18 protein-coding genes are annotated in these 23,566 nt (G+C 71.4%); 3 read left to right on the top strand and 15 right to left on the bottom strand.

Translation table 11 applies throughout. The annotated features are described in order from the left end of the window. Positions 1–114 precede the first annotated feature (114 nt). Positions 115–855 carry a 3-oxoacyl-ACP reductase FabG gene (fabG, locus tag AB0K03_RS02055; RefSeq protein ID WP_364679128.1) on the top strand — a complete coding sequence of 247 codons (741 nt, stop codon included), beginning with the start codon at positions 115–117 and terminating at the stop codon, positions 853–855. Between the two features lie 9 nt (positions 856–864). On the opposite strand, the gene AB0K03_RS02050 is transcribed toward fabG, so the two are convergent. From AB0K03_RS02050 to AB0K03_RS02035, 4 genes are all read right to left on the bottom strand, one after another. After that, complete coding sequence (locus AB0K03_RS02050) at positions 865–1,599, bottom strand: S16 family serine protease (protein ID WP_364679400.1); 735 nt, start codon at positions 1,597–1,599, stop codon at positions 865–867. Positions 1,600–1,702: 103 nt separating this feature from the next. After that, a complete protein-coding gene (locus AB0K03_RS02045; protein ID WP_364679127.1) occupies positions 1,703–2,863 on the bottom strand; it encodes a hypothetical protein in 1,161 nt (386 codons plus the stop codon). A 64-nt stretch (positions 2,864–2,927) separates the two neighbouring features. Beyond that, positions 2,928–3,248 (bottom strand): DUF1801 domain-containing protein, encoded by a 321-nt coding sequence (locus AB0K03_RS02040; RefSeq protein WP_364679124.1) that lies wholly within the window; start codon positions 3,246–3,248, stop codon positions 2,928–2,930. 99 nt (positions 3,249–3,347) lie between these two features. After that, positions 3,348–4,517 (bottom strand): hypothetical protein, encoded by a 1,170-nt coding sequence (locus AB0K03_RS02035; RefSeq protein WP_364679121.1) that lies wholly within the window; start codon positions 4,515–4,517, stop codon positions 3,348–3,350. 106 nt (positions 4,518–4,623) lie between these two features. On the opposite strand from AB0K03_RS02035, the gene AB0K03_RS02030 reads away from it, so the two are divergent. After that, complete coding sequence (locus AB0K03_RS02030; RefSeq protein WP_364679119.1) at positions 4,624–6,399, top strand: NAD(P)/FAD-dependent oxidoreductase; 1,776 nt, start codon at positions 4,624–4,626, stop codon at positions 6,397–6,399. Positions 6,400–6,445: 46 nt separating this feature from the next. Here AB0K03_RS02030 and AB0K03_RS02025 read toward each other — a convergent pair whose 3' ends face one another. From AB0K03_RS02025 to AB0K03_RS02000, 6 genes are all read right to left on the bottom strand, one after another. Then, positions 6,446–7,747, bottom strand: a complete 1,302-nt coding sequence (locus AB0K03_RS02025) for an aspartate aminotransferase family protein (protein WP_364679117.1) — start codon at positions 7,745–7,747, stop codon at positions 6,446–6,448. Positions 7,748–7,816: 69 nt separating this feature from the next. Further along, positions 7,817–8,584 (bottom strand): hypothetical protein, encoded by a 768-nt coding sequence (locus AB0K03_RS02020; protein WP_364679115.1) that lies wholly within the window; start codon positions 8,582–8,584, stop codon positions 7,817–7,819. Between the two features lie 99 nt (positions 8,585–8,683). After that, positions 8,684–10,765: a PQQ-dependent sugar dehydrogenase gene (locus AB0K03_RS02015; protein ID WP_364679112.1), complete on the bottom strand. Its 2,082-nt coding sequence runs from the start codon at positions 10,763–10,765 to the stop codon at positions 8,684–8,686. An 11-nt stretch (positions 10,766–10,776) separates the two neighbouring features. Beyond that, complete coding sequence (locus tag AB0K03_RS02010; protein WP_364679109.1) at positions 10,777–11,724, bottom strand: sugar phosphate isomerase/epimerase; 948 nt, start codon at positions 11,722–11,724, stop codon at positions 10,777–10,779. Between the two features lie 250 nt (positions 11,725–11,974). Then, positions 11,975–14,272, bottom strand: a complete 2,298-nt coding sequence (locus AB0K03_RS02005; RefSeq protein WP_364679107.1) for an EAL domain-containing protein — start codon at positions 14,270–14,272, stop codon at positions 11,975–11,977. Between the two features lie 129 nt (positions 14,273–14,401). Further along, entirely contained in the window at positions 14,402–14,959 is a 558-nt protein-coding gene (locus tag AB0K03_RS02000; RefSeq protein ID WP_364679104.1) for a Uma2 family endonuclease, read from the bottom strand. Positions 14,960–15,150: 191 nt separating this feature from the next. Between AB0K03_RS02000 and AB0K03_RS01995 the strand changes: the two genes are divergently transcribed. Continuing rightward, positions 15,151–15,780, top strand: a complete 630-nt coding sequence (locus AB0K03_RS01995) for an HAAS signaling domain-containing protein (protein WP_364679102.1) — start codon at positions 15,151–15,153, stop codon at positions 15,778–15,780. Here the strand turns inward: AB0K03_RS01995 and AB0K03_RS01990 are convergent. The 5 genes from AB0K03_RS01990 to AB0K03_RS01970 all read right to left on the bottom strand — a co-directional run bounded on the left by AB0K03_RS01990 (position 15,774) and on the right by AB0K03_RS01970 (position 23,565). Beyond that, the gene (locus tag AB0K03_RS01990; protein WP_364679398.1) at positions 15,774–16,925 is read right to left on the bottom strand and encodes an ROK family transcriptional regulator; all 1,152 of its coding nucleotides are present in this window, start codon (positions 16,923–16,925) and stop codon (positions 15,774–15,776) included. The two genes, AB0K03_RS01995 and AB0K03_RS01990, sit on opposite strands and share 7 nt — an antisense overlap. A gap of 246 nt (positions 16,926–17,171) precedes the next feature. Beyond that, entirely contained in the window at positions 17,172–18,278 is a 1,107-nt protein-coding gene (locus AB0K03_RS01985) for a sugar-binding protein (RefSeq protein ID WP_364679099.1), read from the bottom strand. Between the two features lie 58 nt (positions 18,279–18,336). Beyond that, positions 18,337–19,662, bottom strand: coding sequence for a multiple monosaccharide ABC transporter permease (gene mmsB, locus AB0K03_RS01980; protein ID WP_364679097.1), 1,326 nt, complete (start codon positions 19,660–19,662; stop codon positions 18,337–18,339). Next, on the bottom strand, positions 19,659–21,206 hold the full coding sequence (gene mmsA, locus AB0K03_RS01975; RefSeq protein ID WP_364679094.1) for a multiple monosaccharide ABC transporter ATP-binding protein: 1,548 nt from the start codon (positions 21,204–21,206) through the stop codon (positions 19,659–19,661). The genes mmsB and mmsA overlap by 4 nt, the downstream gene beginning before the upstream one ends. A 184-nt stretch (positions 21,207–21,390) precedes the next feature. Then, positions 21,391–23,565 carry an MMPL family transporter gene (locus tag AB0K03_RS01970; RefSeq protein WP_364679092.1) on the bottom strand — a complete coding sequence of 725 codons (2,175 nt, stop codon included), beginning with the start codon at positions 23,563–23,565 and terminating at the stop codon, positions 21,391–21,393. Between the last annotated feature and the right edge of the window lies 1 nt (position 23,566).

The following is a 23,566-nucleotide window of genomic DNA, read 5'->3' as shown; positions in this document are numbered from 1 at the left end:
TGCCGAAGTCAACGACATGCTGCAGGCACAAGTCCGGGTCGTCTCTCGTTCGAGTGTTTCTCCACCGGCGGCGGCGAGGCTCCCGGCGGGAGCACGGCAGAAGGGATCACGAGCATGCAGCGCAGCGGGACCGCCCTCGTCACCGGAGGATCACGCGGAATCGGGCAGGCGGTGGCCCTCCGGCTCGCCGGGGACGGCCACGACGTGGCGTTCTGCTCGCGGGCCCGGGACGCCGCGGCCGAGGAGACGATCAAACTCCTCGCGGAGACCGGCGCCCGGGCGTTGCACGTCGCCTGCGACGTCACCGACGCCCAGGCGGTACGGGACTTCGCGGCGGCGGCGGAGCGGGAGCTGGGTCCGGTCACGGCCCTGGTCACCTCGGCCGGCATCACCCGCGACAAGCCCCTGGCCCTGCTGGGCCCCGGCGACTGGGACGCGGTGCTGCAGACCAACCTGACCGGGGTCTACCACGCCTGCCGTTCGGTGCTGCGCGGCATGCTGAGCCGCCGTGCGGGGGCCATCGTGACGCTGTCCTCCACGGTCGGCGTGCAGGGCAACGTGGGGCAGACCGCGTACGCGGCCACCAAGGCCGGCATCATCGGGCTCACCAAGTCGCTGGCCAAGGAGGTCGCCGGGTACGGGATCCGGGTCAACGCGGTGGCCCCCGGCTTCATCGACACCGACATGACGGCCGCGATGTCCGAGGCCGCGCGGACGGCGTCGGTCGCGCGGATCGGGCTCGGGCGGTTCGGTACGACCGCGGCGGTGGCCGAGGCGGTGGCGTACCTGGTGTCCGAGCGCGCCGGCTACGTGACCGGCCAGGTCCTGCAGGTCGACGGCGGCCTGAGTCTCTGAGCGGCGGCCTCAGGCCGGGCCCGGGCAGGGCGGCGGTGTCCCCCCGGCGGCGAAGGTCCTCAGTGCCGCCAGGGCCTCGTCCACGGTGGCCACCCGGGCCGTCGGCAGGCCGGGAACCGCGTTGCGGACCGCTTCCGCGCAGTTGGCCGCGGGCACGAGGAAGATCTGCGCGCCGGCCGCCTTCGCGCCGAGCAGCTTCTGCGGGATGCCGGAGATCGCGCCGACCGCGCCGGCCTCGTCGACGGTGCCCGTACCCGCAATGATCTTGCCGCCGGTGAGATCGGCCGGCGTGAGCTTGTCGACGAGCCCGAGGGTGAACATCAGTCCGGCACTGGGCCCGCCGATGTCCTCGTCCCCGAACGACACCTCGAAGGGACGGCCGACCTCGCGCCGGGCGACCGCTTCCGCGTTGCGCTGCGACGTGCTGAAGGATTCCGCGTTCTTCTGCTCGACCTGCCGGTCGCTGAGACCCGGCGGGTAGACGACTGTCCGCGGCACCAGCGCGCGGTCGTCGTCGTGCCAGGCGCCGAGCGCCTCGGGGAGCGTGATGTCCGTCCGGACCTGCACGGTGGTGAGCCGCAGCTGCCCGGCCGACGCCGAGGTGTCCGCGCCGGTCACCGCGATCACGTCCTGGCCCAGGGTGTCCACCGTCGGCCCGGGCTCGAGCACGACGTACGGGACCGGGTACGCCGCGACTCCCCCGGCCAGCAGTGCGGTGGCCAGGACGCCGGCCAGAAGCACGATGGCCCGTTTCTTCGTCACGGGGTGGATCCTTCCAGAACCGGTTCCCCGCCGGACACGCAACGGGGGCGCTGCCCGACAGGCAGCGCCCCGGTGGGTGCGTGGGTCAGTTGTTCAGCGAGCAGGGAGCGAAACGCTCCAGGCCCTCCGGCTTCGCGGCGTTGCGGCCGATCGCCGTCTCGATGCGGTTGAGCGTGGCGGTGCGCTTGTCCGCCAGCGGCCCGAGGATCGCGTTCTGGATGAAGTTCGGGCCGCCCTGGCCGATGGTCGACGCGAGGCGGTTGTTGGCCTCGGCGATCTGCGTGTTCAGCAGCTCGAGGTTGCGGGCGACCTCGTCGCGGGCCTGCACCGGGATCGACGGCAGGCCGCTGACCTGGGGGCAGTTCACGGTCGGCGCGGCGCCGTTTCCACCGGCGGCATTGCCACCGGCGCCGTTGCCCGGGGCGGCCGGGACGGCGGTCGGCTCGGGAGCCGCCGCGCCGCCGCCGTTCTGGTTCAGGCCGCACGTGGCGAGGGCGTCGACGTTGAGGTTGGGCTTCGCGGCGGTACGGCCGATCGCCGTGGCCATCCGGTTGATCGCCGCGACGCGCTTGTCCTTCAGCGGGCCGAGGATCGCGTTCTGGATGAAGTTGGGGCCACCCTCACCCTGGCTGGTCACCAGGCGCTTGTTCGCCTCGGCGATCTGGGTGTTGAGCAGCGCGAGGTTGCGCTCGATCTCGGCCCGGGCCTGCGCCGGGACCGTGCCGAGCGCGCCGGCGACCGCCGGGCAGGACACGGTCGGGGCCGCGCCGCCGCCGGCCTGGGAGTCCGCGGGCGCCGCCTGCACCTTGGTGGGCTCGGGAGCCGCCACCCCGCCGCCGTTCTGGTTCAGGCCGCACGCGGCGAGGGCGTCGACGTTGAGGTTGGGTTTCGCGGCGCTGCGGCCGATCGCCGTGGCCATCCGGTTGATCGTCGCGACGCGCTTGTCCTTCAGCGGGCCGAGGATCGCGTTCTGGATGAAGTTGGGGCCACCCTCACCCTTGCTCGTGACCAGGCGCTTGTTCGCCTCGGCGATCTGCGTGTTGAGCAGCGCCAGGTTGCGCTCGATCTCGGCCTGCGCCCGGGCGGGCACGGCGCCCAGTTCTCCCGCGACGGCGGGACAGTTGACCGTGGGTGCGGAGTTCTCATCCGCCGAGGCCACGCCGAGCCCGACGCCCGTCAGAGCCACGGCGACCGCGGCGACGCCGGCGATCTGCCAGCGACGGGCGGAACTACGGGAGAGATGCATGTTCGCCTGGACCTTCCTTGTCGTAGGACCTCGGCGAGCAATACGGGAACGCTCCCAGGATGGATCAATCCGCGGTCAGGGTCTTTCCGTGGAGTTTGCGGAAGGCGTCGGCGACCAGGGCGCGCAGGACGTCGGGATCCACGTCGGCCAGGCGCCTGACATACAGGCAGGAGCGGCCGGTGCGGTGCCGGCCGAGGCGGGCCAGCAGGTCCTCGTCGAAGCCCGCCATCAGGTAGATCGCCAGGCCGGTCTTGCGCGGGGACAGGGCCACGGGCGGCCAGTCGGCCTCCTTGCCGGAGGCGTACCGGTAGCGGTAGGCGCCGAAGCCGATGATGGAGTCGCCCCACATCACCGGCGCCAGGCCGGTGGTCGGCCATGAGGGCACACACGGTCTGCGCGTCGGCGCGGCGTCGCGGATCCTGTACAGCGGCCAGGAAGTCGCCCACGCTCGCGCCGGTCGGCACGGTCTTCGCGGCGGCCATGCTCAGCCCGCCATCTCGAGCGCCACGCCGTCGGCGAGACGGTACGGGTTGGTCGCCACCAGCGCGCCGATCGCCCGCCGCAGCCGTGAGATCTCCGCCCGTACGGTCACGACGTGGTCGTCGTCGCCGTACAGTGCGCGGCTGAGCCGGACCGCGGTGAGGCCCGCCGGGCCGGCCGCGTGCAGCAGCGACAGGATCTCGGCGTGCCGGCGCGTCAGCGGCGACCGCCACGGTGGTCCTTCGCCGCTCACGGCCAGCACCGGGGCGCCGCCCACCTCCAGCGTCGCGCGGATCGCCCGGGACCGGTCGGCCGGGCGCACGATCCAGCCCTCGGCGAGACGTTCCGGCAGGCACAACCCCATGCCGGGTACGGCCACCGCGGTCCCGGCACGCGGCACGGCGATCCGGTCGCGGGCCGCGACGCCGGCGTTGTGCGCCACCCAGCCGTGATCGTCGACGACCAGCAGCGGGCCGGTGGCCGTACCGACGACGTGCTCGGCGGAGCGGCGCAACCGGTCGAGCCGGGCCGCGTGGTGGCGCCACAGCTGCGACTCGGCGAGGCGTACGCCGGTCTCCACCAGCGCGGCGATCGCCGGGTGCAGGGTCAGGGCCGGGCCGCTGACGTCGACGATGCCGAGCAGCTCCCCGGTACGCGGATCGTGGATCGGATGCGCGGCGCAGTACCAGGCGTGCTGCGCCTGCTCGAAGTGCTCGGCCGAGAACAGCTGCACGGGCGCCGCCTCGACCAGCGCCGTCCCGATGGCGTTGGTGCCCACGGTGGACTCGGTCCAGGTCGCGCCCTCGCGGAAGCCGAGGCCGTCCGCGCGCCGCAAGGCCGGTGGGGCCCCGTCACGCCACAGGATCACGCCGTCGGCGTCGGTCACCACCATCAGCGCGACGTCCCGGATGACGTGCGCGAGCTCGTCGATGACCGTGTGCAGCGGCGACTCGCGGCGCCGGCGTTCGACCTCGTCGGGGCCGAGGGCGGCGCGGGCGTTGGAGGCTGCGGGGTCCAGGCCGGCGCGCAGCACCCGGGTCCAGGACCGGGCCACGACGGCGCGCGGGCGCAGGCCCGTACGCTCGCCGCCCAGCACGGCACTGTGGACCCGCCGCAGGTCCCGGGCGTGCCGCGTGAGGTCGGTGCCCGGCAGGATGGCGTTGAAGTCGCCCATATCCAGGCGACTGTAACCCGGCAATTGTGATCGCCGCCACAGCGGTGTGCGTGCAACTCGCTGCAACCCTGGTGCGCGCAGCGTGTCCGGCCGTGTGCTGTCAGGCATGACGCAGACACGACAGCGGGTGGAGGCGTGGCTCGGCGCGTTCGAGTCGGCGCTGCGCGATCGGGACGTGGAGCGGGCCGCGAGCCTGTTCGACGTCGACGGCTTCTGGCGCGACCTGGTCGCCTTCTCCTGGAACATCACCACCGTCGAGGGCCGCGACGGCGTGACCGACCTGCTCAAGGCGCGGCTGGACGACACGGACCCGGCCGGCTTCACGCTCACCGAGGAGCCCACCGAGGCCGGCGGCGTGACCGAGGCGTGGATCCGCTTCGAGACCGGCGTCGGCCGCGGCACCGGGCACCTACGCCTGCGCGGCGACCGGGCCTGGACGCTGCTCACCACGCTGCGCGAGCTCAAGGGCTTCGAGGAGCGCCGGCCGCAGGGGGTGGAGCACCAGCTCAGCAAGGGACGCCTGACCTGGAAGGAGCGGCGCGAGGCCGAGGAACGCGAGCTCGGGTACGAGCGGCAGCCGTACGTCGTGGTCATCGGCGGCGGCCAGGCCGGGATCGCGCTCGGCGCGCGGATGCGGCATTTGGGCGTGCCCGCGCTGGTGCTGGACCGGCACGACCGCCCCGGCGACCAGTGGCGCAAACGCTACAAGAGCCTGTGCCTGCACGACCCCGTCTGGTACGACCACCTGCCCTATCTGCCGTTCCCCACGAACTGGCCGGTGTTCGCGCCCAAGGACAAGATCGGCGACTGGCTGGAGATGTACACCCGGGTGATGGAGGTGCCGTACTGGTCGAGAACCGAGGTCCGCTCCGCCACCTTCGACGCCGGCGAGCACCGGTGGAGCGTCACCGTCGAGCGCGACGGGGAGCCGGTCGAGCTGCGCCCCACCCACCTGGTGTTCGCCACCGGCATGTCCGGCAAGCCGAACTACCCCAGCCTGCCCGGCCAGGACGTGTTCCGCGGCGAGCAGCACCACTCCTCCCGGCACCCCGGCCCGGAGGCGTACGCGGGCAAGCGGGTCGTCGTGGTCGGCTCGAACAACTCGGCCTTCGACATCTGCGGCGCGCTGTGGGAACACGACGCGGACGTGACGATGGTGCAGCGCTCGTCGACGCACATCGTCAAGTCGGCCTCGCTGATGGACATCGGGCTCGGCGACCTGTACTCCGAACGGGCCGTCGCGAACGGGGTCACCACGGAACGCGCCGACCTGATCTTCGCGTCGCTGCCGTACCGGATCATGCACGAGTTCCAGATCCCGCTCTACCAGCAGATGGCCGAACGCGACGCCGACTTCTACGCCCGCCTCGAGAAGGCCGGCTTCCGGCACGACTGGGGCGACGACGGCTCCGGCCTGTTCATGAAGTACCTGCGGCGCGGCTCCGGCTATTACATCGACGTGGGCGCGGCCGACCTGGTCGCCGACGGCCGGATCAAGCTGGCCCACGGCCAGGTCGACCATCTCACCGAGGACGCGGTGGTGCTCGCCGACGGCACCACGCTCCCGGCGGACCTGGTCGTCTACGCCACCGGGTACGGCTCCATGAACGGCTGGGTGGCCGACATCGTCGACCGGGAGACCGCCGACCGGGTCGGCAAGGTGTGGGGCCTCGGCTCGGACACCACCAAGGACCCCGGGCCGTGGGAGGGCGAGCAGCGCAACATGTGGAAGCCGACCCGGCAGGAGAACCTGTGGTTCCACGGCGGCAACCTGCACCAGTCGCGGCACTACTCGCTCTACCTGGCGCTGCAGCTCAAGGCCCGCTTCGAGGGCCTGCCGACGCCGGTCTACCACCTGCAGGAGGTGCACCACACGAGCTGACCCCCGCCGCCGCGGCCGGCCCTGACCCGGGCGGGCCGCGGCGTCCTCAGAGCGCCGTGGCGCTCACCGTACGGATGGCGTCGCCGAGGACGGCCAGGCCCTCGCGGGCCTCCTCCTCGGTCAGCGTCAGCGGCGGCCCCATGCGGATCACGTTGCCGTACAGGCCCCCCTTACCGACCAGCAACCCACCCTTGCGGCACTCGTCGAAGACCTGCAGCGTCGCCGCCGGGTCCGGCTCGGTCGTGCCCGCGCGGGTGAACTCGATCGCGAGCATCAGGCCGCGTCCGCGCACCTCCGCGACGACCGGCGAGTCCGCCGCGGCCGCTCGCAGCCCGTCGAGCAGGATGGCGCCCACCCGCTTGGCGTTGGCCTGCAGGTCGTGGCTGAGGACGTAGTCGAGGACGGCATTGCCGGCGGCGGTGGAGACCGGGTTGCCGCCGAAGGTGGAGAAGCTCGTCGCCGGGACCGCGTTCACCAGGTCGGCACGGCCCACCACGCCGGCGAGCGCGAAGCCGTTGCCGATCCCCTTGGCGAACGTGATCAGGTCCGGCACCACGTCATGGGCCTGATAACCCCAGAAATGATCGCCGGTACGGCCCCAGCCGGTCTGCACCTCGTCGGCGATGAGCAGGATCCCGTGATTGTCGAGCTCCTTCTTCCACGCGCCGAGCAGCCCGTCCGGCCCGTGCACGAAGCCGCCGACGCCCTGGATCGGCTCGGCGATCAGCGCCGCCACGTCGCCGGCCGTGGTGGTGGCGAGCACCTCGCGCAGGTCGTCGACGGCCGCCTCCACGTGCTCGGCGTCGGACAGCCCGGCCATCCGCCCGCGCAGCCGGTCACCGGAGGGCAGCCAGCTGACGGTCAGCGGGCTCAGCCCGCTCGCCGACCAGCTGCGATGCCCGGTGATCGCCATCGCGCCGAAGGTGCGGCCGTGGTAGCTGTTACGGATCGCGAGGATCTGGTTGGACCGGCGGTGGTTGGTCGCGAACAGCAGGGCCGCCTCGTTGGCCTCCGTGCCGGAGTTGGCGAAGAACACCCGGGCGTCCGGGATGCCGGAGAGCCGCGCGATCTTCTCGGCCAGCTCGACCTGCTGCCGGATCAGGTACAGCGTGGAGCTGTGCACGATCCCGGTGGCGAGCTGCCGCTCCACCGCCTCCCGGACCTCGGCGATGTCGTACCCGATCATGGTCGTCAGCACGCCACCGAAGAAGTCGAGGTACGACCGCCCGGCGCCGTCGGTGACGCGGCGCCCGGACCCGGACACCAGCTCGATCGCGTCGTCGCCGTAGTAGGTGGTCACCCAGGAGGGCAGCACCGCCCGGTGCCGGGCCAGCAGGTCGTCGGTCATGGCAGCCTCCTCGTACGAGGCCATGAGTCTCCTACGCCGCCGGCTCCCGCTGTCAAGCAGCGCCGCAGGTCACATCGAGACGAGGCGGGCGGCCAGGGCGACCGCCGTCAGGTCGCCCTCGCGGAGGCGGGCTGCCGCGTCCGGTTCGCCCATGTCGGTCAGGCGGTTCGCGGCCGTGTCGATCAGGCGGTCGTTGCCGCTGAGAAGCTTGCGGGCGAGGTTGGCCTGGATCGGGCTGAGCTCGGCGTACGCGCATTCGTCGAGGGCAGCGACGGTGTCCTCGTCGAGGGTGCCGGTCAGCGCCCGTTCGGTGACGATGCGCAGCAGCCAGGACGGCCACCAGCTGTAGCGGCCGATGAGGTGCCCGGAACGGACCGCTTCGCGGGGTGACTGGCCGCCGTCGAGCAGGCGCAGGGCCATGGGGATGTCGAAGCGTTCGAGGCGCAGCGAGGTGAGGAACAGCCGCTGCAGTCTGGCCCGGCCGACAAGGCGTTCCGCCGCTGCCGCCGCTGCGGCGTAGTCGCCGCGCAGGGCGGTGAGGACGATGGCGGCTTCCTCGGTGGCGATGGCGGCGCCGGTGGAGCGGTCCGCGATGCGGTCGAGGGTGCGGGCGAGCCGGTCGGTGGCCTCGTCAGCCGAGTCCGCGCGTTCCTCGCTCCCGGGGCGCTCGAGATAGCGGACTACCGCGTCGGCCGCGATCTTGACCTCGCGGCGCAGCAGCGGGGCCGCGATGTGCGGCCCGACCAGGTCCGAGAGCCCCTCGAGCAGGTACGCCCGGTCGAAATGGTCGGACGCTTCCAGGAACTGCGCCCACCACGACGCCAGGTGCACCTCCACCCCCTCAGGGTGGCGGACCGGCGGGGCGGATGGGACCGAAACGCGCAAGAACGGCCGGGCTCCCCGCGGAAGGGAGCCCGGCCGCCGCGTACGGGTGCCTCAGGAGCCGGACGGGGTGAGCACCACCGTGTCCGAACCGCTCTGCGGCGGGGTGCCGGTGTCGGTGTACTCGGCCACGAACACGGCCGTCAGGTTGTCGGCGCCGGCGTGGCCGCCGTCGATGAACGTGGTGATGGAGCCGGTGCAGCCGGACGCCGTGGACAGCGGGTGCCCGTGCTGGTCGTGGCCCAGGATGTAGGTGACCGTCACCCGGGAGCAGTCGACCGGCTGGTCGTCCACGACGTTGACCTGGAAGTTCACCGTGTCACCGAACTCGAACGGCTGGCCCTCGGCCGGGGTCACGAAGCTGACCTGCGGCGCGAGCGTGCCGACCGGCAGGATCACCTCAGCGGACGCCCAGCGCCCGGTGGGGTCGGTGACCTTCAGCGTCGGCCGGTAGTTGCCGTTCTCGGTGAACGTGTACACCGCGTTGGGCTGCCGGGAGTCGACCACGCCGTCGGCGTTGAAGTCCCAGGCGTAGCGCAGCGAGTCGCCGTCCGGGTCGGTGGTGCCGGTGCTGGTGAACGTCACCGTCAGCGGCGCCTGCCCGCGCGAGGGTGTCGCCTGGATGCGCGGGATCGGGGTGCGGTTGCCGCGGACGTAGTCGATGCGGGCGAGCTGCGCCTCCGGGTTCTCGGAGAAGTAGCCGTCGCCGTACTCGAGGACGTAGAGCGAGCCGTCGGGGCCGAACTCCATGTCCATCGGGTTGTCGAAGACGATCGACGGCAGCACCGGCTCGATCGCGGTGACCTCGTTGTCCTGGCCGAGCGTGAAGCCCTTGACGTAGTCGCGGGTCCATTCGTAGAACAGCGGCTTGCCGTCGTAGTACTCGGGCCACTTCGTCGCCGACTTGTTCGCGGCGTCGTAGTGGTACGCCGGCCCGCCCATGGGCCCGATGCCGCCGGTGCCCAGCTCGGGGAACTCGGCGCTGGGGCCGTACGTGTAGACGACCTCGGCCTTCTCCACCGGGGGCAGCTCGCGCTTGCCGGTGTTGTGCGGCGACTCGTTCACCGGGGCCGCGCAGTTGAACGGCTCCCCCGAGGTGCGGGTGGCGAAGTCGTAGTCCACGTACGGCATGTCCGGGGCCACGCAGTACGGCCACCCGTAGTTCGCGGGCTTGTCGACGGCCATCCAGCGCCCGTGCCCGGCCGGTCCCCGCGCGGGGTTCGGCGAGTTCGCGTCCGGCGAGTAGTCGCCCACGTAGACGACGCCGGTCTGCTTGTCGACGGCGAAGCGGAACGGGTTGCGCACGCCCATCGCGTAGATCTCCGGGCGGGTGTACGCCGTACCCGGCTTGAAGAGGTTGCCCTTCGGGATCCGGTAGCTGCCGTTGCCGTTGACCTTGATCCGCAGGATCTTGCCGCGCAGGTCGTTGGTGTTGGCCGCCGTGCGCTGCGCGTCGAAGGCGGGGTTGCGGTCGGCGCGCTCGTCGATCGGCGCGTAGCCGTCCGAGGCGAACGGGTTGGTGTCGTCGCCGGTGGACAGGTACAGGTTGCCCGCGGCGTCAAAGTCGATCTTGCCGCCGACGTGGCAGCAGATGCCCCGGTCGGTGGGCACGTCGAGGATGCGCTGCTCGGTGCTCAGCGCGAGCGTGTTGCCGTTGAGCTTGAACCGGGACAGTCGCATCACGCCCTTGAACGGCGCGAAGTCCGCGGCGGTGCCCTCCTCGGGCGCATCGCCCTCGTTCACCCCCGGGGTGGACGGGTCGTCGCTCGGCGTGTTCAGCACCGGCGAGTAGTAGATGTACACCCACTTGTTCGCGGCGAAGTTCGGGTCGATCGCGACGCCCTGCACGCCCTCCTCGTCGTGCTGGTACACCGGGATCGTGGCGGCGAGGACGTTGCGGCCGCTCTTCGGGTCGTTGATGCGTACCTGACCCTTGCGCGCGGTGTGCAGCACCCGCTTGTCCGGCAGCACCGCGAGCGCGATGGGCTCGCCCGGGAAGTCGTCGAGCGTCACCTTCTGGAAGCCGGAGTCCGGCGGCGGCGCGGCCGCGGGCGCGGCCGAGACCGCGCCGGAGGGCGCCATCAGCGCCGTGGCCACCATCGCGAACACGGGTACGGCGGTGAGCACACGTTTCATCAGCTCTCCCCTCAGAACCGAAGATTGTCGAGGTAGTCGAAGCCCACCTCGGCCGTGACCAGGGCGTCCGCCGGGGTACGCGGCGGGCTGCCGGCGTCGTCACGCTCCACGATGTACTCCACGAGACCGGCCTCGCGGGAGTGCTCGAAGATCCGCGCGAAGTCGATGAGGCCGTCGCCCGGGTCGGCGAAGCCGCCCGAGGTGGCCAGGTCCTTGACGTGCACCTGACGGATGCGGCCGCGGTTCTCGTGGATCAGGTCGACCGGGTCGTGGGCGCCCCGGAAGGCCCAGAACAGGTCCACCTCGAGGTGGACGAGGCCCGGGTCGGTCTCGCGGGTCAGGACGTCGTACCCGGTGCGGGTGCCGCCGTCCTGACGCAGGAACTCGTTGTGGTGGTTGTGGTATCCGAAGCTCAGCCCGTGCTTGCGGGCGAGCGCGCCGGCCCTGTTGAGGTCGCGGGCGAAGGCCTTGTAGACGGAGCTGTCCCGGATGGGCTGGCCGTCCGCGCCGGTGCCGAAGTACGGGTGCACGATGTACTTGTTGCCGACGATGTTCGCGTCCTCGAGCGCCGCCTCCCAGGTGGCCGCGTTGAACGGCTGCGGGATGCCGACGTGGCCCGAGGTGGCGCGCAGCCCGGCCCGGTCGAGGGCGGCGCGGAACTCCGCGGCCGTACGCCCGACGAAGCCGGCGTGCTCGACCCGGGTGTAGCCGATGTCCCGCAGCTCGGCGAGGCTGGCGTCGAGGTCGATGGCGAGCTGGTTGCGCAGCGTGTAGAGCTGGACGCTGATCTTGTCGCGCGGGACGCGGGACGGGCGGCCGCCCCGGCCGGCGGCGGCAGCCGCGGCGGTCCCGGCGGCCTCGGCGGGCGAGGCGGCGATCGCTGCGGTGCCGATCGCGGCCGCGCCGACGGCGGCGGCGCCGAGTAGGTGACGGCGGCTGACGGTGGACTCGTTCTGCATCGCTTGCACTGCCTCCCGATCGATGGTGCGTCGATGGTCGTGGGCACGCGGAAGCGCCGGTCAGCGAGGCGGACCGGAGGGCCGCGCCCCACGCCGGGGCACTTTCGTTGCATCGAGCTCTTTCGCTTGCTGATGTTAACCACAGGTTTCGCTGCGAGGGCGAAAAGAATCTTCGAAAAATGCAAAAGTTCCGATGGTACGGGCGTCAACCCACCGTGAAACCCATCGAATTGGACAGTCCCGGGGAAGCTCAGCCGGCGGTGACGGCGCTGTGCTGCGCGGCGAGGAGCTTCGTCATCTCCGCCGCCGGCATCGGCCGCGCCAGCAGGAAGCCCTGCCCCAGCGTGTAGCCCAGCTCCCCGAGCCGGGCGGCCTGCGCCTCGTTCTCGATGCCCTCGGCCACCGCTTCCAGGCCGAGCGCGCCGGCCATCTGGACCACCGCGCGGGCCACCGCCTGGCGGGCGTCGCGCGCCGCCGGGTTCGCGTCGTCCACCTCGATGCCGTCCACGAAGGACTTGTCCAGCTTCACGATCGCCACCGGGAACGCGCGCAGCAGGCTCAGCGACGACTCGCCCGTGCCGAAGTCGTCGAGCGCGAGCTTGACGCCGAGCCGGTCCAATTCGTGCAGGGTCCGCGAGATCTGCCCGCCGCGCAGCGCCGCCGACTCGGTCAGCTCGAGCACCAGGCGATCCGGGGTCAGCCCGTGGTCGTCGAGGGCCGCCATGACGTCCGCGACGAAGCCCGGGTCGCGCAGCTGCCGGGCGGAGACGTTCACCGCAGGCCTCTGCAGGACGTCCGGGCCCAGCTCGGCGAGCCACGCGGCGGTCTGCCGGCAGGTCTCGCGCAGCACGAACCGGCCGAGCTCCACGATCAGGCCGGTCCGCTCGGCCGCCGGGATGAAGTCGGCCGGCGAGACCAGCCCTCGCACCGGGTGCAGCCAGCGCACCAGCGCCTCCACCCCGATGATCACGCCGGTGTCGAGCGCCATGACCGGCTGGTAGACGACGTGGAACTCGCCCTTGTCGAGCGCGTGGCGCAACTCCCCGCCGAGCCGCATGTGCGCCAGGACGGGCTCGGCCATGCCGGGCAGATAGCGCACATACGCCGCCTTGCCGCGCTGCTTGGCCGCGTACATGGCGACGTCGGCCTCGCGCAGCACGCTGTCCAGGGTGGCGTCCGGGGCGGCGGTGGCGATGCCGATGCTGGCCTGCACGAGCAGCCCGTGCGCGCTGATCGGCTCGGTCAGCGCGTCCAGGATGCGCTGGGCGAGCGTCTCCCCCACCGTCGTGCCGCCGGCCAGCAGCACCGCGAACTCGTCGCCGCCGATGCGCACCGGGATCCCGTCGCCGCCCGTACGCTCGCGCAGCACCGCGGCCAGCGACACCAGCAGCTCGTCACCGACGTCGTGGCCCAGCGAGTCGTTGACCGTCTTGAAGTCGTCCAGGTCGACGAGCAGCACGGTGGCGCTCTCCCCCGCGGCCAGCGCGGTCTGCAGCCGGTCGCGGAACCAGGCCCGGTTCGCCAGCCCGGTGAGGCCGTCGTGGCTGACCTCGTGCTGCAGGCGCTCCTCCTTGGCGCGGATGTCGCTGAGCAACCGGCTGTTGTCACGGAAGGCGAGGAACTGCCGGACGACCACCAGCACGCTGACCACCACGGCCGCGAGGATCACCACTCGGCCCGGCCACCACAGCTCCCCGGTCGCCACGGCGACGAGCGGCAGGTCGACGGCCGCCACCGCCAGGTACGGCAACAACGGCGAGGACGTGCGGGGAGCCCGGCCGGCAGCTCTGCTCTGCACGCGGGCGGCCAGGACCAGGAGCAGCGGCGCGAGCGGGAGGACCACGGCCTGTGACGGCGGTCCGCCGGCGTTACCGTACGTGGCGGCGAGCACGGCGACGCCCGCGGCGGTCAGGCTCATGGCGGCGACCAGGCGCAGGGCCGTACGGTCCACCGGCCCCTCGCCCAGGTACGCCACCTTGGTGATGCCGGCGATCGACAGCACGAACGCCAACCCGATCAGTACGAGGGTCTGCGGCGCCCACCGCTCGTCGGCCGTGAGCATCGGCGCCATCCCGAAGTGCCACAGCAGCGTGGCGCAGCCCAGGAACGCGATGGTCCGGTCCAGGTACATCCGGCGGCGCTGCCCGGTACCCGAGATGCCCACCGGCACCCGCGCGACCGCCCACATCGCGAGCGCGAACCCCAGCCCGACCGCGGCCGCGGCGGAGATCGGCATGCTCGGCGTGTAGTCGCCGACGGAGTACCGGAACGCGTTGACCGCCATGAGGACGTACCCGACGGTCATCGACGCGGCGCCGGCGAGCAGGCAGCCCCAGAACTGCCGGGCGACCCGGTTGCCCCGGACCACGCGCCAGAGGTCGTACAGCGCGGCGACGGCCGCCATCCCGCCGAGCGGCACGGCCACGTACGCGATGGCGACCGGCCCGGCCCCGACGGTCACCCAGAGCAGGTACCACAGCGAGCTCACGACGACGAGGCCTAGGGTGATCCACACCCAGCGCAGGGGCACCCGCCTGTCCTCGGCCATACCGCAAGCATCGGCGCGCCCACCGCCCGGGTTAGGAAAACTCCCGCCACCGCCCGCGCCGGCAAGATCCCCCGCGTCCACCCGCTCACCGTGCCCGACGCGGGCCGCGAGGACCATCCGCGAAACGGACTAACGGCCGGACAGTGCCCGTACGTCCACCCGCACCCGGAACGGCACATCCACGGACAACGTCTCCCCGTCCCCCGCGACCGCTTCCTCGACGTAGTGCTCACCGTCGAGCCGGTACAACCGCAGGGTCGTGCTCTCGTCGGCCGAAGGCTCCACCAACAGATAGAAGCCGATGCGGGCGGCCGCGTAGAGGTGCATCTTCACCACGCGGTCCGCCGCGGCGTTGCCCGGCGAGACGATTTCTCCGACGAGCGCGACCTCGGCGCTCTCGACGACGACGCCATCCTCGTCGGTGTCGGCCACCACGAGATCGGGGATCACGATCCGCCCGGCGCCGAGGCGGAGATTCACGGCCTCGAAGACCAGAAGACCGGCGGCGGTGGCCGGTCCGTCGAGCGCGTTGGCGATCCGGCGCGAGAGATGCCGATGCCGCTTGCTCGGCGCCGGGCTCACCAGGAGGCTGCCGTCCAAAAGCTCGATTCGGTCGACGGTCACGCCAAGGGCGAGGTAGTCCTCCTCGGTCCAGGGACCGACGTGCTCCAGAAGAGCGACGCTCATGGCTACCTCCTTTCCCGGCGACGTGGCTTTGACTCTACCGCCCGGGAGCGACCGCCGGACGAGGCCTGTCTCCGGGTCGGCCGAAAGGCAGAGGGCGTGGGTGGAAGGGCCCCTCCCCGGCCGGATGTGCCCGCCGCGTCCGCTCGGCGATGCTGACCGCACTGTGCCGGCTGAGCTCTCAGGGGGATTCGATGACATCCGGGCCGTACTCGTCCGACACCGCGCCGCTGGCTCACTCGGATGTGCTCGTTCTCGATTATCTGGCCGCGTTGTGGGCGGCCACGGAGGATCTCGAACCGGATCTGCGGGACGAGCTCATGACGACGGTGGCCGACTACATCGCGATGCGCCGGGCCGCGGGCGCGGATCCGCAGGGTGATCCGTCGCCGGTGCTGCGCCGGCTGGGGTCGCCGGAGTCGCTGGCGGCCGCCGCGCGGCGCGGGCGGATGCCCGCCCATCTGCGGCGTCCGGTCACCCAGGTGGCGGTGCCGGCTCCGGTGCCGTCCTCGGGTACGGAGTATGCCGGCCTCGCGCTGCTCGCGGCGGGGACCGTGGTGCTGCCGGTGATCAGCCCGCTCGCCGGCCTGCTGCTGATCTCGGGTTCGCCGCGGTGGAGCGCGGGGCAGAAAACGGCGGCGTGGGTGCTCACGGCCGGGCCGGTGATGCTGGGGTTCGCGCTGGTGCTGGCGGCGATCGCGTTCGGGGGCGGGCCGGAGGCCCTCGTGGTGGCGTACCTGATGATGGTGGGCGGCGCGTTCGTCGCGGGCCTGTCGCTGTTGCCCGGGCTCAGCTCGCGGCGGACCTATCCGCAGGGTTACTGACCGGCCGCGCCGTTCAGCGGGTCGGACAGCAGGGCGCCGAACGCCAGTTCCGCCGCGCCGACGAGCGCGGCGTCGGCGCCCAGCGCGCCGGCCCGCAGGTGCAGGTGTTCGCGGGAGGCGGGCAGCGCCATGCTGTCGAGGCGGCGGCGCACGGTCTGGGCGCCGCCGGCGTACACCTCGCGCAGCGTGCCGCCGAACACGACGATGTCCGGGTTGAAGACGTTGACCAGGTTGGCGACGCCGAAGCCGAGCCAGTCGGCGACGCCGCGCAGGGCGTCGCGGGCCGCCGCGTCGCCCATGGCCGCCGCGCGCAGGACCGCGACCGGGTGGGTGCCCGGGGGTGCTCCGGCGCGCCGGAGCAGGGCCTGCGTACCGACCTCGGTCTCCCAGCAGCCGCGCGAGCCGCAGCCGCAGCGCAGGCCGTCGGGATTGACGACCATGTGGCCGACCTTGCCGCTGGCGCCGCCGTGGCCGGTCACCAGGCGCCCGCCGGTGACGATGCCCGCGCTGACGCCCGTGTCGCCGTGCAGGTAGACGAGGTCGTCGATGCCGGCCGCCACGCCGCGCGTGTGCTCGGCGAGAGCGGCTATGTCGGCCATGTCGCCGGCGACGAAGCCGCGGCGGCCGGCGGCGCCGGTGGTGAGCTCGGCGTCGAGCGCCGCGGCGAGCGTGTCGTCCGCGCCGCCCACGTGCAGCGTGCCGTCGTCGTCCCGGGTGGTGTCGGCGACCGCGACGGCGCCACCGGCGCACAGGGTGTCGTCGCCGCCGGTGTCCATGTCGCGGACCAGGGCGGCCAGCTCGGTCACCGCGTCCGCCGGGGACATGCCACGCGGGCGGGGTGCCTCGCGGATCTCCAGGATGCGCCCGCCGAGCCCGACGCGGGCGGCGCGCAGCCGAGACGGCTCGATGCTCAATGCATTGGCGTAGACCAGCTCGGAGCGGGGACTGACCACGAGGGAGGGGCGGCCCGCCCGGCGCGCGGTCGTCGGGGCTTCCTCGGTCACCAGGCCGGCGGTGGCGAGGTCGGCGGCCAGCGCCCGGATCGTGCTGCGGTTGAGGCCGAGCCGGCTGGTCAGCTCGGCGCGGGAGGTGGGGCCGTGCACGTGGACGTAGCGCAGCACGGCGCCGAGGTTCTGCCGGCGGATCTCCTCCTGGCCCCCCGCGGGCGCCGGGGGTCCCGGCGGTTGCTCGGCGGCCGGGTCGGGACCGGATCTGCGCAGCCCGCGCCGCAGCGGGGTGACCACGTACGGGGCTCCTCTCCGGACACACGACGACGGGTGGCGGAACGGCGGGTCCGCGACGTCCTTCGCCGGAAGCGCGGGGGCGGCACGGCAAAGGGTCCCCGGAGACGGACTCCGGGGACCCCAAGGGCCGTCAGTGGAACTGGCGGATTACTTGGTGAGCGGCGCGAGCTTCGGGTCGTTCGCGTACGCCTCGGCCGCGTTGTCCTTGGTCACGGCGACCGGCGGCAGCAGGAAGGTCGGGACGACCTTGGTGCCGTTGTTGTAGGACTTGGTGTCGTTGATCTGCGGCTCGCTGCCGGCCTGGAGCGACTTGACCATGTTGATGGACTCCTTCACCAGGTTCCGGGTGTCCTTGTTGATGGTCATGTACTGCTCGCCGTTCATGATGGACTTGATGGACTCGACCTCGGAGTCCTGTCCGGTCACGACGGGGAGCGGCTTGTTGCGGCCCTTGATGGAGGTGATGATCGCGCGGGCCAGCGTGTCGTTCGGCGAGAGGACGCCGTCGAGCGCCTTGCTGCCGTAGGTCGAGGTGAGCAGCTGGTCCATGCGGGCCTGCGCACCCTCGGCCTTCCAGCCCTGGATGGCGATCTGCTTGAAGTCCTTCTGGCCCGAGCCGACCACGACGTTGCCCTTGTCGATCTCCGGCTTGAGCACGTCCATGGCGCCGTTGAAGAACACGGTGGCGTTGTTGTCGTCCGGCGAGCCGGCGAACAGCTCGATCGTGTACGGGCCCTTGGCCTTCTTCTTCTTCATGCCGTCCAGCAGGGCCTGGCCCTGGAGCTGGCCGACCTTGAAGTTGTCGAACGCGACGTAGTAGTCGAGGTCCGGCGTGTTCAGGATGAGGCGGTCGTACGCGATGACCTTGGCACCGGCGTTGTGCGCGGCGGCGACCTGGGTCGACAGCTGCGCGGCGTCGGTCGCGCCGATGACGATGACCTTGGCGCCCTTGGTGACCATGGCGGTGATCTGGGCCTGCTGGTCGGCGACCGTGGTCGACGCGCCGGCGTACTGCACGTCGCTCTGGAAGCCGGCCTCCTTCAGGCCGTTGGTGAACAGGTCACCGGCGAGGACCCAGTTCTCCGAGGTCTTCGCGGGCAGGGCGACACCGATGAGGGAGTTCGCCGCGAAGCCCTTGGCGCCCTCGCTGCCCGAGCCGCTCTTGCTGTCGTCGTCACGGCCGGAGCCGCAAGCCGTCAAGGCCAGCATCGCGATGGCGCCGACGGCCACCGACTTGCCGAAGAAATTGCGCATGGGGGGGTTGTTGCCCTTCTTTGAGGTGTTACGGGGTGAGAGGGGGGTCGGTGGACCGTCAGCCGGCCACCGTCGTCTTGGCGGGCTGGCTGCCCGCGTCCGACGATGAAGCCGGTACGGCGGGTGCCTCCCGGCGGAATGGGCGAGTGATGCTCCCGATGATCGAGAAGCGGCCCTGGCTCTTGTTGTAGACGTCCAGGGCGACGGCGAGCAGCAGCACCAGGCCCTTGATGATCTGGACCCGGTCGGTGCCGACGCCGAGCAGCTGCAGGCCGTTGTTGAGCACGGCCATGACCAGACCACCGACGATCGAGCCGGAGATCGTGCCGATACCGCCGGAGACGGCGGCGCCACCGATGAAGACGGCCGCGATCGCGTCGAGCTCCCAGCTGAGGCCGTCCTGCGGGCCGGAGGCCGCCGAGCGGGCCACGAAGATCATGCCGGCGAGCGCCGAGAGGACGGACATGTTCGCCATGACGAAGAAGTTCACCCGGCGGAGCTTGACACCGGAGAGTTCGGCGGCACGCGAGTTGCCGCCGACGGCGTAGATGTGCCGGCCGCCCGCGGTGTTGCGGGTGTAGAAGCTGTACGCGATCACCAGCACCACCAGGATGAGACCGGAGATCGGGAAGCTGGTCCCGACCCGGCCGCCCGCGAAGCGCAGCGTCACGAAGATGAGCACCCCGACCATGATGGCCATCCGGATGATCGAGACCCACATGGGTGCGGGCTCCGCGCTCATCTCCTTACGGGTACGACGGTTCTTCAGCTCGCGCCACACCACGGCGACACAGGCGGCGAGACCGAGCAGCAGCGTCAGGTTGTTGTAGCCCGTGTCCGGCCCGATCTCCGGAAGGAAGCCGGCGCCGATGTCCCGGAAGCCGGGCGGCACCGGGATCGTGTCGGCGTTGCCCACGAACTGGTTGGCGCCGCGGAACAGCAGCATGCCGGCCAGCGTCACGATGAACGCGGGAACGCCCACGTAGGCGACCCAGAATCCCTGCCAGGCGCCGATGGCCGCGCCGAGCGCGAGGCCGAACAGGATCGCGACCGGCCAGGGCAGCGACCAGTCCGCCATGGACTTGGCGACCATGATGCCGACGAAGGCGGCGACCGAGCCGACCGACAGGTCGATGTGGCCGGCCACGATCACCATCAGCATGCCGATGGCCAGGATCAGGATGTAGGAGTTCTGCTGGAACAGCGCGATCAGGTTGTCCGACCGCAGGGTGAGGCCGTCACCGAAGCCCACACCGAGGTTGCGCGCGGTGAGGAACTGGAACAGCAGGACGATCGCCACCAAAGTGAAGATCATCCCGAACTGACGGGCGTTGGAGGTCTGGCCCCCGAACAGGTTCTTCTGAAGGTCCTTGAATCGGCTCATCGGGTCTGCATCTTCTTCGTCGAGGTCATCTGCTTCATGAGGGTCTCCGGGTCCGCGTCCCTGCGGGCGATGTCACCCGTGATCTGGCCTTCGAACACGGTGTAGATGCGGTCGCAGAGCCCGATCAGCTCGGGCAGCTCCGAGGAGATGACGATGACGCCCTTGCCCTGGTCGGCGAGCCGCTGGATGATGCCGTAGATCTCGTACTTCGCGCCCACGTCGATGCCGCGGGTGGGCTCGTCGAGGATCAGCAGGTCGGGGTCGGTGAACATCCACTTCGCCAGGACGACCTTCTGCTGGTTGCCGCCGGAGAGCTTGGAGACGCCCTCGTCCACCGTCGGCGCCTTGGTCCGCAGCTCCTTGCGGTAGGCCTCGGCGGCCTTGTACTCGGCGACCTCGTCGAGCACACCGCGCTTCGAGATCTTCGAGAGCTTGGCGGCCACCGTCGACGTCTTGATGTCGTCGAGCAGGTTGAGGCCGATGGCCTTGCGGTCCTCGCTCACGTACGCCAGGCCGTGGTGGATCGCGTCGGCGACGGACTTGAGGTGGATCTCCTTGCCGTCCTTGAAGATCTGGCCGCCGAGGTAGACGCCGTACGAGCGGCCGAAGATGCTCATGGCCAGCTCGGTGCGGCCGGCGCCCATGAGGCCGGCGAAGCCGACGATCTCGCCGCGGCGGACGTGGAAGCTCTCGCCCTTGCAGACCAGCCGCTCGGCGGAGATCGGGTGCCGGACCGTCCAGTCGCGGACCTCGAAGAAGACCTCGCCGATCTTCGGCGTGTGGTCCGGGAAGCGGCTGCTGAGCTCCCGGCCGACCATGCCGCGCACGATGCGGTCCTCGTCGACCCCGCCGGCGGTGACGTCGAGCGTCTCGACGGTCTTGCCGTCGCGCAGGATGGTGATGGAGTCGGCGATCGCCTCGATCTCGTTGAGCTTGTGCGAGATCATGATCGAGGTGATGCCGCGCTCGCGGAAGCCGCGCAGCAGGTCGAGCAGGTGCTGCGAGTCCGCCTCGTTGAGCGCCGCGGTGGGCTCGTCGAGGATGAGCAGCTTGACGTCCTTGGCGAAGGCCTTGGCGATCTCGACGAGCTGCTGCTTGCCGACGCCGATGTCCTTGATCAGCGTGTCGGGGTCTTCCTTGAGGCCGACCTGGGCGAGCAGCTCCACGGCCTTGCGCTGGGCGGCCTTCCAGTCGATCGCGCCGCGCTTGCGCGGCTCGTTGCCGAGGAAGATGTTCTCGGTGATCGACATGTCCGGGATGAGCGCGAGCTCCTGGTGGATGATCACGATGCCGGCGTGCTCGCTCTGCCGGATGTCCGAGTACCGCGCGGGCCGGCCCTGGTAGATGATGTCGCCGGTGTACGACCCGAACGGGTACACGCCGCTGAGGACCTTCATCAGCGTCGACTTGCCGGCGCCGTTCTCACCGCAGATGGCGTGGATCTCGCCGGCCCGGACCACCAGGTTGACGTCGGAGAGCGCCTTGACGCCGGGGAACTCCTTGGTGATGGAACGCATCTCCAGGAGGATGGGGGCGTTTGTCATCGCACGCACCACCTCGCGAACGTCATGGATGCCTCCGGGAGGGTCAGGGGAATCACAGTGGTTTGTTGCCGACGGCAACCTATTCCCCCCCGAAGATGATTCGCAAGTTTCGAGATCACCGCTCAGGTAACAATCCGGCAATGAACGGCCGGGGCGCCGTGACGGCGCCCCGGCCTTGCTCGGTTCAGACGCTGACCGGAACTCTGTCTTTTGCCTGGTCAAGCTGCTTGCGAAGCTTTTCACCCTCGATGTCGACGTTGGGCAGCAGCCGGTTGAGCCAGCGCGGCAACCACCACGCAGCGCGACCAAGCACCGAGATGACGGCCGGCACGATGGTCATCCGGACCACGAACGCGTCGATCGCGACGCCCACCGCGAGCGCGAAGCCCATCGATTTGATCACCGGGTCGTCGAGCAGGATGAACCCCGCGAAGACCGAGATCATGATCAGCGCCGCGGCGGTGACCACCCGGGCGCCGTGGCCCATGCCGAGCACGGTCGCGTCCTGCACGTCCGCGCCGTGCACGTAGTCCTCCCGCATGCGCGACACCAGGAAGACCTCGTAGTCCATCGCGAGGCCGAACAGGATGCCGATGAGCAGGATCGGCAGGAAGCTGACCAGTGGGCCGGGGACGGACAGGCCGACCAGATCGGCGAGGTGACCCTCCTGGAACACCAGCACGGTGATGCCGAAGGTCGCGCCGACGGTCAGCAGGAAGCCGAGCGCCGCCTTGACCGGCACCAGGATCGAGCGGAACACCACCATGAGCAGCAGCACCGAGAGGCCGACGACCAGCAGCAGGTAGACCGGCATGGCGTCGGACAGCTTCTCGGAGACGTCGATGCCGATGGCGGTCTGCCCGGTCAGCGCCACGTCGGTGCCGTTGAGTCCGCGGGTCTTCTCCCGGACCGTGTTCACCAGCGTCTCGGTGGCCGCGTCGGTCGGACCGGTCCGCGGGATGACGCCGAGCAGCGCGGTCTGCTTGTCCCGGCTGAAGTTCGGCGGGGCGACGGCGAGGAGGTCGGGCGTGCCCTGCAGGACCTGACCGACCTGCTGCACCGCGGTGGCGGTCTGCTCCGCGGAGTCGCTGCTGACCACGAGGGCGAGCCGGCCGTTGAAGCCGGGACCGAAGCCCTCGGTGATGAGGTCGGCGGCGGCCCGGGCCGGGGTGCCCTCCGCGCTCGCGCTCGCGTCGGGCAGCGCGAGGCGCATGTCGGTCGCCGGGATCGCCAGCGCGCCCAGGCCGAGGATGCCGGCCAGGATCACGGGTACGCGCAGCCGCAGCACGATCCGCGCCCAGCGGAAGCCGAAGCCCTCCTTGATGAGCGCGTGCGGCGTACGGCCGTTGCGCAGCCGCCGGGGCAGCACCTTGTCCCCGGCGAACCCGAGCAGCGCGGGCAGCAGCGTGACGGCGACGAGCACCGCGACGGCGACCGTACCGGCGGCGGCCAGACCCATGACGGTCAGGAACGGGATGCGCACGACCGCGAGGCCGGCCAGGGCGATGATGACCGTGACGCCCGCGAACAGCACGGCGGAGCCGGCCGTACCGACGGCCCGGGCCGCGGCCTCCTCCGGCTCGGCCCCCTCGACCAGGTGCTGGCGGTGGCGGGAGGTGATGAACAACGAGTAGTCGATGCCGACCGCGAGGCCGAGCATCAGCGCCAGCACGGGAGCGGTGCTGGTCAGCGACACGACGCTGCTGAGGGCGAACAGGCCGGCCATGCCCGCGCCGACGCCGATGAGCGCGTTGAGCATGGTCATGCCGGCGGCGACCAGCGAGCCGAAGGTGACCACGAGGACCACGAGCGCGATCGCCACACCGATCGCCTCCGTGCCGCCGACCTCGGGTTCGGCGTTCATCACCTCGCCGCCGTGCTCGACGCGCAGACCGGCGGCCTTCGCGGCGGCGCCGCTGTCCTCGTACGCGCTGCGCTGGGCCGGCGTGACCGCGTCCGCGCGCTCGGCGAACTGGACCTGGATCAGGCCGTAGCGCCCGTCCTGGGACAGCGCCTTCGTGGTGTACGGATCCACGGCGCCGACCACGCCGGGCAGGGTGGCCGCCTCCTTGGCGAGACCCTCCACCGCGGTCTTGAGCTGCGGGTCGGCGAGCGTGCGGCCCTGCGGCGCGGCCACCACGATCGTCCCCGTGGCGCCGCTGGCCTCGGGGAACTCCTGCCGCAGCGCGTCGATGGCCCGCTGCGACTCGGTGCCCGGCATGGTGAAGTCGCTGGAGGTGGCGCCCTTGAAGGCCAGCGCCGAACCGCCGAGGGCGGCCAGCAGCACCAGCCACAGCAGCACCACCAGTTTGCGGCGGCGGAACGAGGCCCGGCCGAGCCGGTAGAGCAGGGTTGCCATG

It is taken from the genome of Actinoplanes sp. NPDC049316 (assembly GCF_040677315.1).
GTDB lineage: Bacteria > Actinomycetota > Actinomycetes > Mycobacteriales > Micromonosporaceae > Actinoplanes.
The sequence above is the reverse complement of the archived record's forward strand: the minus strand, read 5'-3'. Positions and strand labels throughout refer to the sequence as shown.

Excerpts from the sequence above, each read along its gene's own strand:
- AB0K03_RS02005 (WP_364679107.1), bottom strand. The coding sequence starts at position 14,272 with ATGGCCGAGGACAGGCGGGTGCCCCTGCGCTGGGTGTGGATCACCCTA.
- AB0K03_RS01985 (WP_364679099.1), bottom strand. The coding sequence starts at position 18,278 with ATGCGCAATTTCTTCGGCAAGTCGGTGGCCGTCGGCGCCATCGCGATG.
- AB0K03_RS02030 (WP_364679119.1), top strand. The coding sequence starts at position 4,624 with ATGACGCAGACACGACAGCGGGTGGAGGCGTGGCTCGGCGCGTTCGAG.
- AB0K03_RS01995 (WP_364679102.1), top strand. The coding sequence starts at position 15,151 with ATGACATCCGGGCCGTACTCGTCCGACACCGCGCCGCTGGCTCACTCG.
- AB0K03_RS02025 (WP_364679117.1), bottom strand. The coding sequence starts at position 7,747 with ATGACCGACGACCTGCTGGCCCGGCACCGGGCGGTGCTGCCCTCCTGG.
- AB0K03_RS02045 (WP_364679127.1), bottom strand. The coding sequence starts at position 2,863 with ATGCATCTCTCCCGTAGTTCCGCCCGTCGCTGGCAGATCGCCGGCGTC.
- fabG (WP_364679128.1), top strand. The coding sequence starts at position 115 with ATGCAGCGCAGCGGGACCGCCCTCGTCACCGGAGGATCACGCGGAATC.
- mmsB (WP_364679097.1), bottom strand. The coding sequence starts at position 19,662 with ATGAGCCGATTCAAGGACCTTCAGAAGAACCTGTTCGGGGGCCAGACC.
- AB0K03_RS02000 (WP_364679104.1), bottom strand. The coding sequence starts at position 14,959 with ATGAGCGTCGCTCTTCTGGAGCACGTCGGTCCCTGGACCGAGGAGGAC.
- AB0K03_RS02035 (WP_364679121.1), bottom strand. The coding sequence starts at position 4,517 with ATGGGCGACTTCAACGCCATCCTGCCGGGCACCGACCTCACGCGGCAC.
- AB0K03_RS02010 (WP_364679109.1), bottom strand. The coding sequence starts at position 11,724 with ATGCAGAACGAGTCCACCGTCAGCCGCCGTCACCTACTCGGCGCCGCC.
- mmsA (WP_364679094.1), bottom strand. The coding sequence starts at position 21,206 with ATGACAAACGCCCCCATCCTCCTGGAGATGCGTTCCATCACCAAGGAG.
- AB0K03_RS01970 (WP_364679092.1), bottom strand. The coding sequence starts at position 23,565 with ATGGCAACCCTGCTCTACCGGCTCGGCCGGGCCTCGTTCCGCCGCCGC.
- AB0K03_RS02015 (WP_364679112.1), bottom strand. The coding sequence starts at position 10,765 with ATGAAACGTGTGCTCACCGCCGTACCCGTGTTCGCGATGGTGGCCACG.